Origin of the sequence: Parafrankia sp. EAN1pec (assembly GCF_000018005.1) — a bacterium.
In the GTDB taxonomy this organism is placed as follows: domain Bacteria; phylum Actinomycetota; class Actinomycetes; order Frankiales; family Frankiaceae; genus Parafrankia; species Parafrankia soli.
In genome coordinates this window covers 5,011,600-5,027,483 of sequence record NC_009921.1, presented here as the reverse complement: position 1 = coordinate 5,027,483, position 15,884 = coordinate 5,011,600, and the positions used below count along the sequence as shown (strand labels likewise).

Genomic DNA, 15,884 nt, shown 5'->3' with positions numbered 1-15,884 from the left:
CTCCCCTCGCCGTCAGCGGCGTCCTGGGGGTCTGCCTTCCTGGCTCTGGGTGGGTGGGCGGCCGCGTGCCTGACGGGTGGCGATGGTCGCGGCGCTGGTGAGCCGTCGGCCGAGGTCCAGGACGGTGGTGACGGGGACTGGTTGGCCGGGGCCGGTGATGCTGAGTGAGAGCAGGACGCGTCCGATGGGGTCGAAGATCGGCGCTGCGACGGTCTTGAAGGTGATTTCGTCGGAGTCGGTCAGCGTGTCGAGGGAGAGCAGCATTTCGTCGGTCTGGCTCATTGCCTTGGCGAGGTGCTGTTCGGCGTCGTCGTCGGTTGGTTCGTTGCGCACTCGGCTCATCGCCTTCATCACCGCGGGTGCGGAGATCGCGGGCAGGGGGACGCTGAAGCCTCGGGCGCGGGTCTCGGTGAGGATGTTGCGGTAGAAGTCGGCGAGTGCCGGGGGGAGGGCGGCGCGTTCGAGCCAGGTGCTGATGGCCGTGTCGTCGGCCCAGGCCATGAACACGGCGCCGATCGGTGCGAGTAGGGGCGAGCGGTCGCCGGGGTAGCCCAGGCTCGGGGTGGGTGGTTGCGGTCCGCGCCGTGCCAGGAAGATGACGTCTCTCCCCGCGATCGCGCTCACTCCCGTCTCGGTGCCGAGTTCGTCCGCGAGTATGTCGGCCTGCTCGATGGCGGCCTCGATCGCCGGGTGCTGTTCGAGGGCGGCGAAGCCGGTCACCGCGAGTGCCGGTCCCAGGACATAGGTGCGGTGGGCGGGGTCGCGTACCACGAACCCGCAGTCGGTCAGCACCGCGAGGGTGGCGTGCGCGGAGGCGATGTTCATCCCCAGGTGCCCGACCAGCTCGCTGATCGTGAAGCCGCGGGACGGGTGCGCGGTGAGGAACGAGACGATGTCCGCGGCGCGGGCGGAGGCGGGTGCGGCACGGGCCATGGAGCGACCGTAGCGGATCAGGCCCCTTGACAGCAATCTGCGTTTTGCTATAGCAATGTCTCTATGCGGCGACGGTGTCGCCTGTTCGTGAATCCCACCCCGTCGGCCGGATCGCAATGTTGTGTGATCTGACCGTACGTCACCCGCTCCAGACGGCTTCGAGCAGCCTGAGGAACCAGACCGGCGCCGTCCTGCTGTCGTTCATCGACCTGCTCTGCGAAAAGCATGAACTTCGGGGCTGTCAGTGGCGTGTGGAATGCGTGGGAGCGTATGCGATCTGTCGTGGCCCCGCAGATCCGATCAGATTTCTCGGCCTTCAACTGGACGACTGTGCGTGATCGGAGGGCTCATCCCGTGGGCAACACAGCCGCAGAGCAATGCTTCCGTGAGGTCATGACCGTCGAACCACCTGATGTGGCGACGCCCTTCGAGGTGGCGACCCGCGACTTCGTGTTCGGGGAGGTGTGGCGCCGGCCCGGTCTGAGCCGGCGCGACCGGCGGTGGGTCACCCTGACCTGTGTGGCCGCTGCTGACGCGCCCGAGCCGATCGACGCCCACGTCTACGCGGCGCTCAACAGCAGTGACATCGAGCTCGAGGCCATGCTGGAGTTCGTCCTCCATTTCGCCGTGTACTGCGGGTGGCCCAAGGCCTCTCATCTCGAGGGCGTGATAGTCCGGCAGTGGGCTCGCATCCAGCAGGAACAGGGCAGGTCAGTGGCCCCGTGGCCGTCGCTCGACAACGGCGGGCTCGGGCCCAACGACTGGGAACAGCGGCTGGAGCGAGGGGTCAAGGAGTTCATCGACGTGAATCTGACGCCGGCGCCGCGGCCCGAGACACCCTACCGTCACGCCGGAATCCTCAACTTCGTGTTCGGTCATGTCTGGCAGCGGCCGGGCCTCACCCGTCGCGAGCGCCGCATCATCACCGTCGCCTGCGTCGCCATCGACGACTCGCCCATGCCGTTGAAGACGCACGTCACCTCCGCCCTGCACTCCGGCGACCTCACGAAGGTGGAGATGGACGAGATCGTTCTACAGTTCTCCGCCTACTACGGCTTCGCCAAGGGCGCGGCGCTGGGCGACACCGTGGAGGCGGCCGGGCTACCGGCGTAGACGAGGCGGCAGGGGTGCAGGCAAGGGGGTGGCGTCAGGCGGAGAACAACCTGGCGGGTCTCCCGACTACGGCGATGCCCTGACCTGGGTCGGGCATCGCCGAAGGCGTGGGGCCCGGCGCGACACCTAGACGATGATCGGCAGCTCCTCGTAGCCGCGCACGGTGCTGGTGTGCAGGCGCACCGTGTTGCCGTGGTCGACGTCCCAGGTCGGGAAGCGGCGCAGGGTCTCCTCCAGGGCGATGCGTCCCTCCATGCGGGCGAGCGCGGCACCGAGGCAGAAGTGCACGCCGTGCCCGAAGGAGACATGGCTGTCGAACCTGCGCCGGATGTCGTAGCGGTCCGGGTCGTCGTACTTGCGGTCGTCACGCCCGGCCGAGCCGGTGAGCAGCAGGACCTTGGACTTGGCGGGGATCTCGGTGCCGTGCAGCTCGACGTCGCGGGTGGTGACGCGGCCCTGGACGGGGGACGGCGCCTCGTAGCGCAGCGTCTCCTCGACGGCGCCGCCCAGCAGCGACGGGTCGGCGGCCAGGTCGGCCCGCTGGTCGGGGTGGGCGGCCAGCAGGACGCAGGCCCAGCCGAGCAGCCGGGCGACGGTCTCCGTGCCCGCCGAGACGAGCAGCGCAGTGAAGTCCGTGGCCTCGCTGAGGCTGAGCCGGCGGGTGCCGTCGTCGGTGGTGATCTCCGCCTGGGTGAGCGCGGTCATCATGTCGTCCCGGGGGTTCTTGACCCGCTCCTGGATCTGCCCGTTGAGGTAGCCGTGGAACTTGGCGGTGGCCGCCATGGCCGTCTCGTTGAACATGCCCTTCTCCGGGTCCAGGTAGAACGTCCCGTCGATCATCTTGCGGACGTCCTCCCGGTCGGCGGGGTCGACGCCGATGAGCTGGGAGATGACCAGCGAGGGGAGCTGGGCGGCGAAGTCCTGCACGAAGTCGAACCCGCCGCCGCCGACCTGGGGGTCGAGCAGCTCGGCGCACAGGTCGCGGATGACGCCCTCGAGACCGCCGACGCGGCGCGGGGTGAAGGCCCGGGAGACCAGGACGCGCAGGGTGGTGTGCGTGGGCGGGTCCATGAAGATTATCTGGCCGGTGTCCCATGGTTCCGACTTCATGAGCTCGAGGACCGTGCCGTACTTGGAGCTGTAGGTCGCGGGATCGAGGTGGGCCGTGTCGACGTCGGTGAAGCGGGAGAGCGCGTAGAAGTCGAACTTCTCGTTGTGGTAGACCGGCGCCTCGTCGCGCATCCGCTTCCACAGCGGGTGCGGGTTGACGTCGATCTCCTTGTCGAACGGGTCCCAGTACAGATCGTCCGTCACAGGGTGGGTCCTTTCATCGTCGGTCCCGGGACGCACTGGTCGCGCGCGGGAAAGATCCTCATCCGGACTCCCTGCTGATCAGGTGTGGTCGCAGGGCGACCGCCATGTCCGGGTCCAGGTCCTGTCCGTCGAGTAGCCGTCGGATCGAGGACGCGACCACCCGCGCTATCGCCGGCACGTCGAAGGTGGTGGTGGTGATCGCGGGCCGCAGCGCGGCGCCCAGCGGGTGGTCGCCGGAACCGACCACCGCGATGTCCCGGGGAACCTCCAGGCCGGCATCGCGCAGCTTGTCGATGAGCAGGATGGCGAACTGGTCGCTGTTGGCGTACACGGCGTCCGGTCGGTGCTCCGGATCGCGCCATCGGTCCACCACGGCCGCGATGCTGTCCGGGGACAACTCGCAGTCGACCCGTTCGACCGGCACGTTCTCGGTTGTCGCGACCTGCAGGACCGCGTCGTAACGCCGCTCGGGCACCTCCGCCAGTGCCCCATGGGGCACCAGGCAGGCCAGGCGCCGGCAGCCCCGGGTGAGCAGGTGCCGTGTCGCGAGGCTGGCCACCGCGGCGGGATCGAGGGGCACGGTGGGCGCGTAGGTCACGCTCGGGACGCCGGTGAGCAGAATCGCCCGCACGCCCGCACGCCGCAGCAGCTCCACGGCGGTCCGGGTACCGCGGGACACGTTGACGTACACCGCGGCGGGCCGAAGCTCGGCCCATGCGTAGGCTCCGCTCATCCCGGTAGTGGTGCGGTCGCCGTGCATCAGCAGGACCAGGTCACGCTTCGCGAGCTCCCGGTCGAGGTTCTCGAGGAACCTGTCCTGGCCGGGGACGGTCGTCGACCGCGACATGGGCACCAGGACGATGTTGCTGCGCCCGGCGCGCAGCGCCCGCGCCGACGCGTTCGGGGCGTACTGAAGCTCCCGCGCCGCCGCCAGGACCCGCTGCCGGGTCTGCTCACTGACCGGGTGGTCGGTGCCGTTGAGGACGTGGGAGACCGTTGCCCGCGACACACCGGCGCGCCGGGCCACATCCGCGCTGGTGGGCCGGGCCGGCTCCGGCACCGCGGCCGGGCCCGGCAGCCCTTCGCCCCGTCGGTCCTCGAGCGGCACAGCTCGACCACCCTTCCTCGTCCCACGGCCCTGGCGGTCCGCGGGCATGATCGATTTACACGTGTAACTGTGGCCGTACGTTACACGTGTCACCTCTCCGTCGCGGGCTATCGGCCGGGTGTTCCGAGGAGGGCGGCACGAACGCCTCCGGCGACGAGAATGTCGATCCCGTTGACGAAGCTCGCCGCGTCCGAGAGGGTGTAGGCCGCTCCGGAGTCCTCGATCGCAGGTCCGGCAGCCGCCCGGAGCCGGTCCAGGAAATCCGCGGCGAGCGGGTCGGCCAGCACCGCGTCCAGGACTGGATCCACGGTGGCCGCGGTGAGCAGCGGCGCGAGCGACGCGAAGCACACGATCGCCGTGCCCGCGGTCGCGAGTGGCAACAGGGTGTCGGTGAGCCTCGCGCTGCCCACGAGGTCGACGTCCAGCACTCGGCGCCAGTCCGCCATCGTGGGGGAGATGCCGGCGACGTGCGCGACGGAACGCAGCGTGCCCAGCTCGGAGACGCGGGCGGCCAGCCGTGCGACACCGCCGGCGTCGGCGATGTCCAACGAGAACAGTTCGACCGTGGCCCGACGGCCGGCTCCCGTCAGGGCCGTCGCCGTCTCGGTCATGAGCTCCTCGTTCAGGTCGACGAGGAGGAGGACGTCGACCTGGTCGGCGAGCTGCGCGGCGCACGCGGCGCCCATCCCGCGGCCAGCGCCCGTCACGATGCCCACGGAGGTCACGGTTCGACCACCACCCGCAGCGCTCCGGCCTTGCGGTCGGCGGCGACCCGGAACGCCTCGACTGCGTCCTCGACCGGGAACCGGTGGGTGATCAGTCTGCGAGCGGTCTCGGGACTGTCGGCGAGCATGGCTGCCGCATCCTTCCCTTCACGTCTGCACCCATGCCGGTCGCGCCGCCGACCACGAGGACCGTGCGGCGGGAACCCTTCGGGGCCAGCCAGCGATACTTCGGCGGCGCGAATCAGAGGGCCCGCGTCGGGAGAAGGCATGACGCTTGTCTGGTCGGTCGTGCGGATGGTGGGCGCGTCGTTCTCAGTGCGATTGCGCGGCGCCGAGGTGGGAGGGGCATCGGCCGAGCTGCCCGACATCCCGGGTGGGCCGATCGGCGACGGAGCGGGCCGGCCGGCTCATGCGGCTGGGGGTGCAGCGGCAGCGCCGGTCGCGGGATTGTGCCGGCCTCCTGGGCCGGCGGTCAGGACCGTGCCAGCGGGCACCGGACGGTCGAGGCGGTAATCGTGGCCGCACACCCCCTCCTTATGCGACTAGTGGTCGCTCATTAGTCGGTGAGTATGCGGGCGATGCTCGCATACTGTCAAGATGGAACGGGGTGGTCCTGTGACTTCTCTGTCACCGTTTGTGGCTGCCCACCGGTCGCCCGTTCGCGACGATGGGGCGGCCGAGCTGGCTCCGCGACGCCTGCCTGCGCCTGAGGTCAGCCGGCTGACCGCAGGCGCAGGCGGTTGACGTCGCCCAGTCCCGGGTGCTTTGATCCCGTCCTCAACGGGTGAGGGGCGTCGGCCAAGCCGATCTCACTTCCTGACAGCGCTCGTCAGCCAGGGGATGTGGCTGGCGAACCAACCGTGCTCGTCCTCGAGGGGACGCTGCGCCGCGTGGCGCTCGCTGTTGCGCGGCTGCAATCGGGGTCCGGGGTCTGTCGGTCAGTAATGCTGTCGGATTGTCCTGTGCCGTGGTTCCGCTTCGCGGATCACACTCTGAAAAGCTCGCCGCGACCGCGAGAAGGAATCACCCACCGGCAGCCCTCTATTTTCTCATTCCACTTCCATGCCACCTTTGAACGCCGACGGAAGGTCCGACAATGCGTCGCAGGACACGATTACTGGCCACGGCTGTTACATGTTGCGCCGCCCTTCTTTTAGGGGCCTGTGGCGGAGGTGGCGATTCCGCCAGCCCGTCCGCGGGTGCCTCCGGCAAGCCAGTGGCGGGCGGCCACGGGCGAATCCTGACACTGAGCGATCTCCGCAGCCTGGACCCGGGGACGATCGGCAACGCCTATGCGAGCACAGGTGTCGTGGGTAACGCCCTGTACGGAACGTTGATGACCAACGACGAGGCGGGCGAGATCCGCTACCAGATGGCCGAGTCCTTCACCACGACGGACAACGGCCGCACCTTCACCCTGAAGCTGCGGCCCGGGCTGGTCTTCTCCGACGGCACTCCGCTCAATGCCGAAGCGGTGAAGTTCAACTGGGATCGGGTCAAGGATCCGGCCACCGGCTCTCCCCACCGCTCGGAGGCGTCGATGATCGCCTCGTCCGAGGTGGTGGACGACGTCACGCTGACCGCCACGATGGTCACCCAGGTGCCCAAGTATGCCCAGTCCGTCGTCACCTCGTCACTGAACTGGATCGCCTCGCCCGCGGCGCTGCGGAAGGGCACCGCGGCCTTCGACGCCGCCCCGATCGGCGCCGGCCCGTTCACGCTGAAGAGCTGGACCCGCCAGGCCGCCATGGAGCTGGTCAAGAACCCCCGCTACTGGGACGCCCCCAAGCCGTACCTGGACACCCTCACCTTCCAGGCCGCGCTCGACTCCAACCAGCGTTACAACACCCTGCAGACCGGGGGCGCGGACGTCGCCGTCGAGTCGAATCCCGTCAACTTCGACAAGGCCGACAAGGCCGGCCTGCCGAACACCGTGCTGGAGCTCAGCGGCGGCCTCTTCATGGCGATGAACACCCGCAGGGCGCCGTTCGACGACGTCCGCGCACGGCAGGCCGTCGCCGGGGCACTTGACCTGGACGCGCTGAACCTCGCCGCCTACAACGGAACCGGCACACCCGTCGACACGCTGTTCAGCAAGGCCTCGCCCTTCTACTCGGACACGCCGCTGCGCAAGGCGGACAAGGCCACCGCCCAGCGACTGTTCGACGAGCTGGCCGCGGAAGGCAAGCCGGTGTCCTTCGCCGTCTCCACCGCCCCCACCTCGGAGAGTAGGACGACGGCGGAGAACATCCAGGCCCAGCTCGGCACGTTCAAAAACGTCAAGGTCCAGGTCAAGATTATCGAGGTTGCCGACGTCGTCTCGCTGCGCACGACGCATGACTTCGACGCGACCACGTCGTCAGCGTTCTTCCAGGACCCCGAACCACGGCTGTGGACGGCCTTCAGCGGCGACTCGCCGGCGAACCTGTCCGGGATCGCCGACAAGGCGCTCAACGACGCCCTGCTGGCGGGGCGGACAGGTACATCGGAACAGGACCGCGAGAAGGCCTACGACACGGTCCAGCAGCGCCTCACCGAGCTGGCCCCGGTGGTCTTCTTCACGCGAGCGGAGCCGGGCGCCATCGCCGGCAAGGACGTCGGCGGCCTCGTGCAGTACGGCCTCGGCTCGCTCCTGCCCGAGGAACTCTGGATCCAGAAGTAGCCGCCCGCCCCGGACGTCGACCTGACGACTCAGTCCGGGTGCTGAGATCTCGAGATCCTGGGGAAAGATCGAACGGAGAGATTTTCGACGGGAAACAGGTGCCAGGCACAGGAATGTGCCTGGCACCTGATCGTCACGTGGGACGCATGCGCGGATGATCCGCTGGCGGTTCTGGCGCGTCGAGGTGACGCCGGGTCAGAGAAACACGGCGTTTTCCTGGACGCCGCGACGGGGGTCCTGGGCTACTTCGCGATTCACAGATCCTCGGGTAGCAGGGAACCCGCGCCGTACTGCACGATGCCGCCCACGTTCTTGCCCGTGATGACGGCAGGCGCCGACCGGGTGAGGAAGATGGCCGGCATCGCCTCGGTCAACCGCGCCTGCGCCGCGTCGTAGGCCGCCTTACGCTGCTCCAACGACGTTCCGGTCCGGCCGGCCAGCAGATTCTTGTCGAGCTCCGGGTCCACGGGGCCGGGCATGTTCGCCGGCGAGTTCCCGGTGAAGTTCGCCAACAGCCGCGGCTCGGGGTCCTGGAAGGCCGCGGCGGATACGATCGCGTCGAAGTCGTGGGTCGTGCGCATCGCGCCGACCTGCGAGTAGTCGACGGTCGCGACCTCGACCTTGACGTTCTTGAAGCTGTCGAGCTGGGCCTGGACGTTCTCCGCGATCGCCCTGTTCTCGCTGGACGGATAGGTGGAGAACGTGAAGGACACGGGCTTGCCCTCGGCGGCCAGCTCGTCGAAGAGTTTCTGGGCCTTCGCCTGGTCCACGGTCGTCAGTGGCTTGTCCGAGTAGAAGGGGGAGTTCTTGGTGAACAGCGTGTCAGCCACCTGGCCTTCGCCGTTGTAGACGGCGAGGTTCAGCGCATCGATGTCGAGTGCCGCGGCCACGGCCTGTCGGGCGCGAATATCGTTGAACGGCTCTCTGCGCGTGTTCAGGGCGATGAAGTAGCCACCGCTGAGCGGCAGGAGGTCGGTCGGCAGACCCGCCTTCTCGGCCTTGGCCAGGTTGATCCAGTTCGTCTCGACGGCAACATCGGCGCCGTCACTGATCAGGGTGTTGTAACGCTGGTCGGCGTCGAGCACCGCGCGCATCGTGATGCCGGCGAGGTAGGGCTTGGGTGCGTCCCAGTAGCGGGGGTTCTTGACGAGCCTGATCTCGGCCTGCCTGGTCCAGCTCTGCAGAGTGAAGGGGCCGGCGCCGACAGGGCTCTCGTCGAAGGCCTGCTGACCCTTCTGCAGGGCCGCCGGTGAGGCGATCCAGTTCATCGCCGAGCCGACGATCGCCTGCGTGTACGCGGTCACGGGAGTGGTCATCGTGACTTTCAGGGTGACGTCGTCGACTACCTCGGCCGAGGCGACCATCGCCGCTTCCGTCGCGCTGGGCGAGGCGCTGGCCGGGTCCTTGAGCCGGTCCCAGTTGAACTTCACCGCCGCGGCGTCGAATGGGGTGCCGTCGGAGAAAGCCAGGTCCGGACGGAGCTTCAGCGCGAAGGACTCGGCCATCGAGTACGCGACCTTACTCCCGCTGTCAGCTGCGGATCGCCGCCCGCGTCCGTGAGCTCGTCGATCAGGGCACCGCGATCGACGCCGCCTGCCGCATCGTCGTCAAGATCATGAGTGGGACCGGCATCGGCCACTTCGTAGGACCAGGCCGTCAACGCCGCGCTGCCCAGGCCGAGCGCCTTCCCCGCCTGGTCGGCGAGGCCGCCGGAGAACACGACGATGACCGCGCTCGCCGCGAGCAGCACCATGAGCATCACCGTCACGGCCAGTCTCGGCGGCAGGACCTTCCACGCCGGACCTCCCGACCATGCCGAGCAGCGACACCAGGACCAGCAGCGCCGGGAAGATCGCCAGAACACCGTAGTAGGTGAGCGTGGCCGCCCGGTCCGGCAGCTCGTCGTCCTTGAACTCCTTGACCGTGCGCCGCAACACCGCGAACCAGGAACGCGGACGCAGCTCGTGGAGCTGGTCCGGTTCCGCCCCCCGCTGAGGACATCTCCTTCTGCGGGTACTGGCGCCGCGGCAGGCAGGCCTCCTGAGCGGCCCCGTCAGGCGGCGCTTCCGTCTCGAGGGTACGGTCCTCGACGCTCCGGCCCGCGGGGGCGTACCGTCGAGTACAGCGGACTGCCTGCACGATCACGTCCGGTGTCAGTACATCCCGGGTAAGCCGGGGCTAATGGACGGATGGTGCGGCAATGTACCCCCAGATCAGGCCCGGGCATGGCCCCGGCGGAGCGTCAACCGCCCGCGTGGCGGACCCTGCGAGCTGCCTGTCTCGCCCTGCCGTTGCATACTTGCGGTGATGAGCCAGTCAGCGGTGCCCAGACGCCATCTGCCCACCAGTCCGTTCAAGGCTCCCGTGATCCCGCCGTGTCCTCAGTTCGCTGAGGGCGACCGGGTCGTACACGACGCGTACGGGCTCGGCCGGGTAACCCGGGTCGAGGGTACGGCCGCCGTCCTCGTCGACTTCGGGTCCCGGCAGGAACGCATACCGAGCCCGTTCGAGGGGATGTCCCACCTCTGAGGCCGTGCGGGCGCGAACAGGCGCCTGCCCGCCGAGGGACGGTTCCCGCACGCGGGAACACAGGCGGTCCCGAAGGGACGCGTCGCCACCGGAGGGCGTGTCCGCCCGACGGTGACACTTCATGATCTTTTTCTGCCCGTCTCGCCGTTCGTCACGGCGACCCCATCCGAAAGCGTGACCTCTCATCGACACGATCTCGCTCCCTCTCTTCTCGGCAGCGGAGCCGGTACGGCCGCTGCGTCGGCAGGCGCCTCCGCCGCCGACGAACCACCCCTTCCACGCGCCGGACTTCGGGCGCTTCGCGCCGGCGGCGCCGGAGGACATGGATCTGGAGCCCGCGGCTCCCGCTCCCGTCCCCGCAGCCGCCGTGCGGCCGCGGCCCCACGACGGCCCGCGCACCCGGCCGGCCCGCCGCCGGCCCACGCAGCCCCGCCAGCACGGAACCTCGGGCCAGCACCGCTGAGCCCCGTCTGACCTGGCGCCCCGCGGCGGATCGCCGACCTCGCGATCGGCGATCCGCCGGGCCGGATGATCAGTTCGGACGGATCGGCAGGGCCGGGCGAGCCGCCGGGACGTCAGCCCGGCGGACGGCCCGGCTGACCCGGCCGGCCGTGCCCGTGGGCCCCGGGGTGCTCGACCGTCGGAAACTCGTTCCCGGGGGCTGCGGGGGAGTGGGCCTGCGCGGCCTCCGCCCGGGCCAGGTCCAGGACCACCTTCGGGGGCAGCCCGGCCGCCGCCGCCACCGCGACCACGTCGTCGTACTCCACCGAGGCGTTGACGACGGCACCACGCGACGAGGCGACCTTCACCCGCACCTCCCCGCCCGCCACCGCCACCCGCAGCTCGCGGCGGGCCAGCGCGGACTTCGTCACCGTGTGCTCGCGGACCCCGATCGACGTCGTGTGGCTGAAGATCACCTGTCGCAGCCGGTCGGCCGCGGCGGGCTCGCACAGCACCGACAGGACGTGCGCGGGCCGGCCCTTCTTCATCAGAATCGGGGTCAGCCAGGCGTCCGCCGCGCCGCCGGCGAGCAGCGCCCGCAGCGTCGACGGCCACAGCCGCGGGTCCAGGTCGTCGACGTTCGTCTCCAGCACGACGCTGTCGCCGTGGCGGGCCCCGTGCGCCGCCGCCGGCCCCGCCAGGTCGGCCCGGCCGACGACCAGCCGGGTCACGTTCGGATGCCCGTCGAGATCCCGCCCGCCGGCACCCAGCCCGATCGACGTGGTGCGCATGAGCGGCATCGGACCGAACTCCTCGGCGAGCGTGACGGCGAGCGCCACCCCGGTCGGCGTCGCCAGCTCGGTCTCCACCGGGCCGCCCGACGCCGGCGCCCCGGCCGCCCGCAGCAGCTCCAGGACGGCCGGCCCGGGCAACGGGATGGCCCCGTGCGCCGCGCTGATCCGCCCGCCGCCCAGCGAGATCGGGCTGCACACGAGCCGGTCGATCCCGAGCGCGTGCAGGCCGGCGACGGCGCCGACGACGTCCGCCAGGCTGTCGAGCGCGCCGACCTCGTGGAAGTGCACCTGCTCGATGGGACGACCGTGCACCCGCGCCTCGGCGGCCCCCAGCGCGCGGAACACGTCCGCGGCCCGGGCCCGTACGACCGGGTCGAGGTCGGCGGCATCCAGCAGCCCAAGGACGTCGGCGAGCCCGCGCGCGTGCGGGCTCGGCGCGCACCGCACCAGAACCTGGGACGCCCGCAGCCCCCCGCGCTGCACGGTCCGCGCGTCCAGCCGCACCTCGTCGGGCAGGCGCAGCGCCGCGACGGCGGCCCGCAGCACGGCCAGGTCGACCCCGGCGTCCAGGCAGGCACCGAGGAGCATGTCGCCGCTGATCCCGCCGGTCGCGTCGAGCCAGCCGACGACCCCGGTGGACGTGTTGCCCGTCATACCCCCATCATCGCCCGGCGGCCGACGGTCAGATCTCGTCCCAGGGCACCGAGGCGTAGGCGCGGCGCAGCGCGGCCAGCACCGCCTCGTCCACCGGGACCGGTGTCGTGTCGATCCGGTCGACGGGCACGATCCCCCGCGCGTTGGCGACGAAGGCGGCCCGGAAGTGGCCGACGTCCGCCAGCCGTACCGGCTCCCGCCGGGACTCGAGGAGCGGGCCGCGCTCCTCTCCGGCCGCGGCGGCGGGCGTGATGGTGGCGGTGGCGGGCGCCGTCACCGCGGCCGCGGTCGCCGCGGCGGGGACTTGATGTGCGACGGGCTCGGCGGTGGCCCCGGGGCGCAGCCGCTCGTCGAGCAGCGCCATGGTGACGCCGACCAGCGACGGGCCGTCCGGCCAGATCACCCTGGCCGGCGCCGCGGTGACGAAACCGATGTTGGCGACGGTGGTCTCGCAGACCAGGCCCTCCCCGGTGACGAGCAGCGCGTCGTCGAAGCCGCGCCCGCGGGCCAGCCGGCCGAAGTGGATCTGCCCGAAGCTGCCGACGTGCTTGATGTGCGGGAATGGCCGCTGGTAGCGCAGCGAGCACAGCCGCAGCGGGCCGGCGGCGGGCTCGGCCGGCGGGCCGATCGAGACCAGGATCGAGACCGACCCCGTTCCGGTGGGAAAGACCACCGTCCGCACGGTCGCGTCGCCGCTCTCCGCCGGGCCGTGCGGGGCCGGGGTGGTCGCCAGCGCGTGCCGGATCCGGTCGCGGACCAGGCCGCCGTCCAGGTAGGTGCCGTAGAGCTCCTGGTTGGCGCGGTCCAGCCGACGCAGGTGCAGTGCCAGCCCCCGGACCCGGCCGGCCCGGACCTGCATCGTCGTGAGGTGGCCGTCGTTGGCCAGGGCGAGGTGGCGCAGGTCGTCCACGCCCGCGGGGTGGCCGTCGACCTCGACGTGCGTCAGCGGTGTCGTGTCCACGGAACCCACGGTAGCGATCTCTCCGCGCCGGATCGGGCTTTCGGTGGGCGCCGCCGGGATCCGTCGGCGGCCCCCGCCCGGGCGCGAGGATTGCGCCGGTTGCGGATACAGGGTCGCGGCTGGGGGAACGGTCCCCCGGATGAGGGCCGGCGAAGTGCTCCGGGGAGGATGTTGTTCCAGCAGCGGCGGTCACCCGCACCGCGTACGGTGTCAGTCCTAGGAAGATCGCCCGTGCCCCCGGCCGGGGTGCGGGTGATGATCGCAGCCGTGATGGATGGGGGCCCGGTGACGTCCGAGACAAGCCATGCCGACCCGACGACCCGGCCCTGGTCACGCAGCGGTCCGGGCCGGGCGGCGGCCGCGGAGACGTCCGCGGCGAACCTCCTCGACAGCCTGAGCGAGGTGGTGTTCCGCACCGACGCGGAGGGCCGCTGGACCTACCTGAACCGGGCCTGGACCACCCTCACCGGCTACGACGTCGGCCCGAGCCTGGGCGCCCGCTTCCTCGACTACGTCCACCCCGACGAGGTCGAGTACACGACCGCGCTGTTCATGGGCGTGGTGCACGGCGGCGCCGACCACTGCCACCACGAGACCCGCTACCGCACCCGCCACGGTGGCTACCGGCAGGTACAGATCCGCGCGAACGTGCTGCGCGGCCCGTCCGGTGAGGTGCTCGGCAACACCGGCACGATCCTCGACGTCACCGACTCCCGGCTCGGCGCCGAGGCGGTCGGGGAGCATGCCACGCTGCTGGAACTGATCACCGCAGGCACCGACCCCGAAGAGCTGCTGACGGGCGTCGCCGTCTACGACCGCGACCTGCGGCTGCGCCGCGGCTCGCCGGTCGTCGACCGCCTGGTCGGCGCGCAGCTGCTTCCCGGGGACCCGCTCGACCGGCTGGTCGAGCTGCTGCACCCCGCTGACTGGCAGACACGCTCCCTCGGCGGCGACTGGGGCCTGGTCGCGCTCGCCCTGCGTACTCGTCGGGCACAGCTCGGCGACCTCGAGCTGGCGGGCGAGCGGGGCACCGGCCGGGCGCTGCGCGCCTCGGTGATCCCGTTCGACCAGGGCGGTGAGGAGATGGCCGCGCTCGTCCTGTCCGACATCACCGACCTGCGCCGGGCCGAGCGCCAGCAGGCCGGGCTCGCCCGGCTCGGGCAGCGCGCGCTGGCAGATCTCGACATCCCGACCCTGCTCGCCGAGGCGGTCGGTCTGGTCACCACCACCCTGGACGTCGCCGTCTGCGACGTGATCCGCTGCGAACCCGACGGCGACCGGGCGAGCCTGGCCGACGGTGCGAGCCTGGCCGACGGTCCCGAGCGCGCCGGTCTGCCCGACGGATCCGCCAACGGTTCATCCACCAGCGCCGCCGGTGGTGCTGGCGGGCCGGGGGCCGGTGCGTCCGATCCCGGGCATCTCGCGCGCCTGACCGACCCGTCGGCGCCGACCGCGCCCACGCAGCTCGGCACCGGCCCGATCTACCTGACCGGCACGCTGGCGGCCGAGGCGAGCTCACTCGTCCACCTCGCGCTCGGCGTCGACGAGCCCGTCGTGGCGAACGACCTCGGAACCCGTCCACACCTGCGCAGCGGGTGGTCCGACGCCGGAGGCGCGCAGGCGGCGCTCGCGGCCCGGATCGGCTCGGCCCGGTCACCGTTCGGCGTGCTGGCCGCGGCCAGCACACGGCCGCGCCGCTTCACCGGGGAGGAGTCACGCTTCCTCCAGTCCGTGGCGAACATCCTCGGCGCGGCGATCGACCGGGACCGCGCCGAGCGCCGGTCGCGGCAGCTCTACGAGGAGGCCCAGCGCGGCCGCGCGTGGCTGGCGGCCAGCGCGGAGATCACCGCCGGCGCGCTGGTGGCCGGCCAGTCCCAGCAGGCCTTCATGCTGCTCGCCTCGCTCGCCCGCGGCGTCACCTCGGCGGACGTCGGCGCCGTGGCACTACCCGACGAGGCGGGCAACCTGGTCGCCACCGAGGTCGACTCGGCCCCCCACCGCCACTCCGACCCGGAAATCCTGCACAGCCTCGCGCTCGCACTCGACGCGGCCGAGAACCGTCCCGAGTTCCTGGCCGGACGTCCCGTGCACGTGGGCGATCTCGACGCGACCGACGCCTGGAGCGGCCCGGTCGCCCTGACCGGACCCACCGACGCCCGGCCGGAACCACGCGGAAACGGGTCCGCGGCGAAGGGACCGGACGGCCCGATGGCGGTGGCGCCGCCGATCCCGCCGGATCCGCGGCTTCGCGAGGCGCTGGTCATCCCGCTGGTCGTCGCGGACAAGCCCCTCGGCGCGCTGGTCCTGGGTAACAGCACCGAGGGCGTCCCGTTCGCCGGGAACGACCCCGAGCTGGCCGGAGCGTTCGCGAACGACGCCGCCCTGGCCCTCCAACTGGCCGAGGCACACCGCGAACGCGCCCGGTTCGCGGTCTTCGAGGACCGCGAGCGCATCGCCCGGGACCTGCACGATCTCGTCATCCAACGGCTCTTCGCGATCGGCCTGCACCTGCAGTCGCTCACGCGGGCCGTCGGTGACGTGACCGCGGCCCGCCTGAACGCGGCCATCACCGGACTCGACTCCACCATCGACGACATCCGTCGCACGATCTTCAAACTCCAGCCGACACCGGTAGGCGCCTGATCCCGTC

General features: G+C 71.1%; 11 protein-coding genes and 3 pseudogenes. 5 read left to right on the top strand and 9 right to left on the bottom strand.

Features of this window, described 5'->3' with window-relative positions; translation table 11 throughout:
- Positions 1-12 precede the first annotated feature (12 nt).
- Positions 13-933: a helix-turn-helix domain-containing protein gene (locus FRANEAN1_RS20505; RefSeq protein WP_020461737.1), complete on the bottom strand. Its 921-nt coding sequence runs from the start codon at positions 931-933 to the stop codon at positions 13-15.
- Positions 934-1,326: 393 nt separating this feature from the next.
- Here FRANEAN1_RS20505 and FRANEAN1_RS20500 point away from each other — a divergent pair, with 393 nt between their 5' ends.
- Positions 1,327-2,046 (top strand): carboxymuconolactone decarboxylase family protein, encoded by a 720-nt coding sequence (locus FRANEAN1_RS20500; RefSeq protein WP_049795982.1) that lies wholly within the window; start codon positions 1,327-1,329, stop codon positions 2,044-2,046.
- A gap of 126 nt (positions 2,047-2,172) precedes the next feature.
- Here the strand turns inward: FRANEAN1_RS20500 and FRANEAN1_RS20495 are convergent, their stop codons facing one another.
- The 4 genes and pseudogenes from FRANEAN1_RS20495 to FRANEAN1_RS39265 all read right to left on the bottom strand — a co-directional run.
- On the bottom strand, positions 2,173-3,360 hold the full coding sequence (locus FRANEAN1_RS20495) for a cytochrome P450 (protein ID WP_020461735.1): 1,188 nt from the start codon (positions 3,358-3,360) through the stop codon (positions 2,173-2,175).
- A gap of 58 nt (positions 3,361-3,418) precedes the next feature.
- Entirely contained in the window at positions 3,419-4,468 is a 1,050-nt protein-coding gene (locus tag FRANEAN1_RS20490) for a LacI family DNA-binding transcriptional regulator (protein ID WP_020461734.1), read from the bottom strand.
- Positions 4,469-4,575: 107 nt separating this feature from the next.
- Complete coding sequence (locus tag FRANEAN1_RS20485) at positions 4,576-5,193, bottom strand: SDR family oxidoreductase (protein WP_020461733.1); 618 nt, start codon at positions 5,191-5,193, stop codon at positions 4,576-4,578.
- Positions 5,190-5,345 (bottom strand): annotated as a pseudogene (locus tag FRANEAN1_RS39265) (alcohol dehydrogenase); the annotation flags it as partial. The pseudogene FRANEAN1_RS39265 and the gene FRANEAN1_RS20485, both read right to left, overlap by 4 nt.
- Positions 5,346-6,289: 944 nt before the next feature.
- Here FRANEAN1_RS39265 and FRANEAN1_RS20480 point away from each other — a divergent pair.
- Positions 6,290-7,855 (top strand): ABC transporter substrate-binding protein, encoded by a 1,566-nt coding sequence (locus FRANEAN1_RS20480; protein ID WP_347176687.1) that lies wholly within the window; start codon positions 6,290-6,292, stop codon positions 7,853-7,855.
- A gap of 254 nt (positions 7,856-8,109) precedes the next feature.
- On the opposite strand, the gene FRANEAN1_RS20475 is transcribed toward FRANEAN1_RS20480, so the two are convergent.
- Positions 8,110-9,360, bottom strand: a complete 1,251-nt coding sequence (locus tag FRANEAN1_RS20475) for an ABC transporter substrate-binding protein (RefSeq protein ID WP_020461730.1) — start codon at positions 9,358-9,360, stop codon at positions 8,110-8,112.
- Between FRANEAN1_RS20475 and FRANEAN1_RS43770 the strand changes: the two are divergent.
- A pseudogene (locus FRANEAN1_RS43770) lies at positions 9,307-9,464 on the top strand (MerR family transcriptional regulator); the annotation flags it as partial. The gene FRANEAN1_RS20475 and the pseudogene FRANEAN1_RS43770 sit on opposite strands and share 54 nt — an antisense overlap.
- Here the strand turns inward: FRANEAN1_RS43770 and FRANEAN1_RS39255 are convergent.
- Positions 9,455-9,816, bottom strand: a pseudogene (locus FRANEAN1_RS39255) (hypothetical protein); the annotation flags it as partial. The pseudogenes FRANEAN1_RS43770 and FRANEAN1_RS39255 overlap by 10 nt on opposite strands.
- A 361-nt stretch (positions 9,817-10,177) precedes the next feature.
- On the opposite strand from FRANEAN1_RS39255, the gene FRANEAN1_RS20465 reads away from it, so the two are divergent.
- Positions 10,178-10,384 carry a hypothetical protein gene (locus FRANEAN1_RS20465; protein ID WP_020572307.1) on the top strand — a complete coding sequence of 69 codons (207 nt, stop codon included), beginning with the start codon at positions 10,178-10,180 and terminating at the stop codon, positions 10,382-10,384.
- 575 nt (positions 10,385-10,959) lie between these two features.
- Here FRANEAN1_RS20465 and larC read toward each other — a convergent pair.
- Positions 10,960-12,273 carry a nickel pincer cofactor biosynthesis protein LarC gene (gene larC / locus FRANEAN1_RS20460; protein WP_020461728.1) on the bottom strand — a complete coding sequence of 438 codons (1,314 nt, stop codon included), beginning with the start codon at positions 12,271-12,273 and terminating at the stop codon, positions 10,960-10,962.
- 28 nt (positions 12,274-12,301) lie between these two features.
- Positions 12,302-13,243 carry an aminotransferase class IV family protein gene (locus tag FRANEAN1_RS20455; protein WP_020461727.1) on the bottom strand — a complete coding sequence of 314 codons (942 nt, stop codon included), beginning with the start codon at positions 13,241-13,243 and terminating at the stop codon, positions 12,302-12,304.
- 276 nt (positions 13,244-13,519) lie between these two features.
- On the opposite strand from FRANEAN1_RS20455, the gene FRANEAN1_RS20450 reads away from it, so the two are divergent.
- Positions 13,520-15,877, top strand: a complete 2,358-nt coding sequence (locus FRANEAN1_RS20450; protein ID WP_157472728.1) for a PAS domain-containing protein — start codon at positions 13,520-13,522, stop codon at positions 15,875-15,877.
- The last annotated feature ends 7 nt before the right edge of the window (positions 15,878-15,884 follow it).

Excerpts from the sequence above, each read along its gene's own strand:
- FRANEAN1_RS20480 (WP_347176687.1), top strand. The coding sequence starts at position 6,290 with ATGCGTCGCAGGACACGATTACTGGCCACGGCTGTTACATGTTGCGCC.
- FRANEAN1_RS20505 (WP_020461737.1), bottom strand. The coding sequence starts at position 933 with ATGGCCCGTGCCGCACCCGCCTCCGCCCGCGCCGCGGACATCGTCTCG.
- larC (WP_020461728.1), bottom strand. The coding sequence starts at position 12,273 with ATGACGGGCAACACGTCCACCGGGGTCGTCGGCTGGCTCGACGCGACC.
- FRANEAN1_RS20475 (WP_020461730.1), bottom strand. The coding sequence starts at position 9,360 with ATGGCCGAGTCCTTCGCGCTGAAGCTCCGTCCGGACCTGGCTTTCTCC.
- FRANEAN1_RS20500 (WP_049795982.1), top strand. The coding sequence starts at position 1,327 with ATGACCGTCGAACCACCTGATGTGGCGACGCCCTTCGAGGTGGCGACC.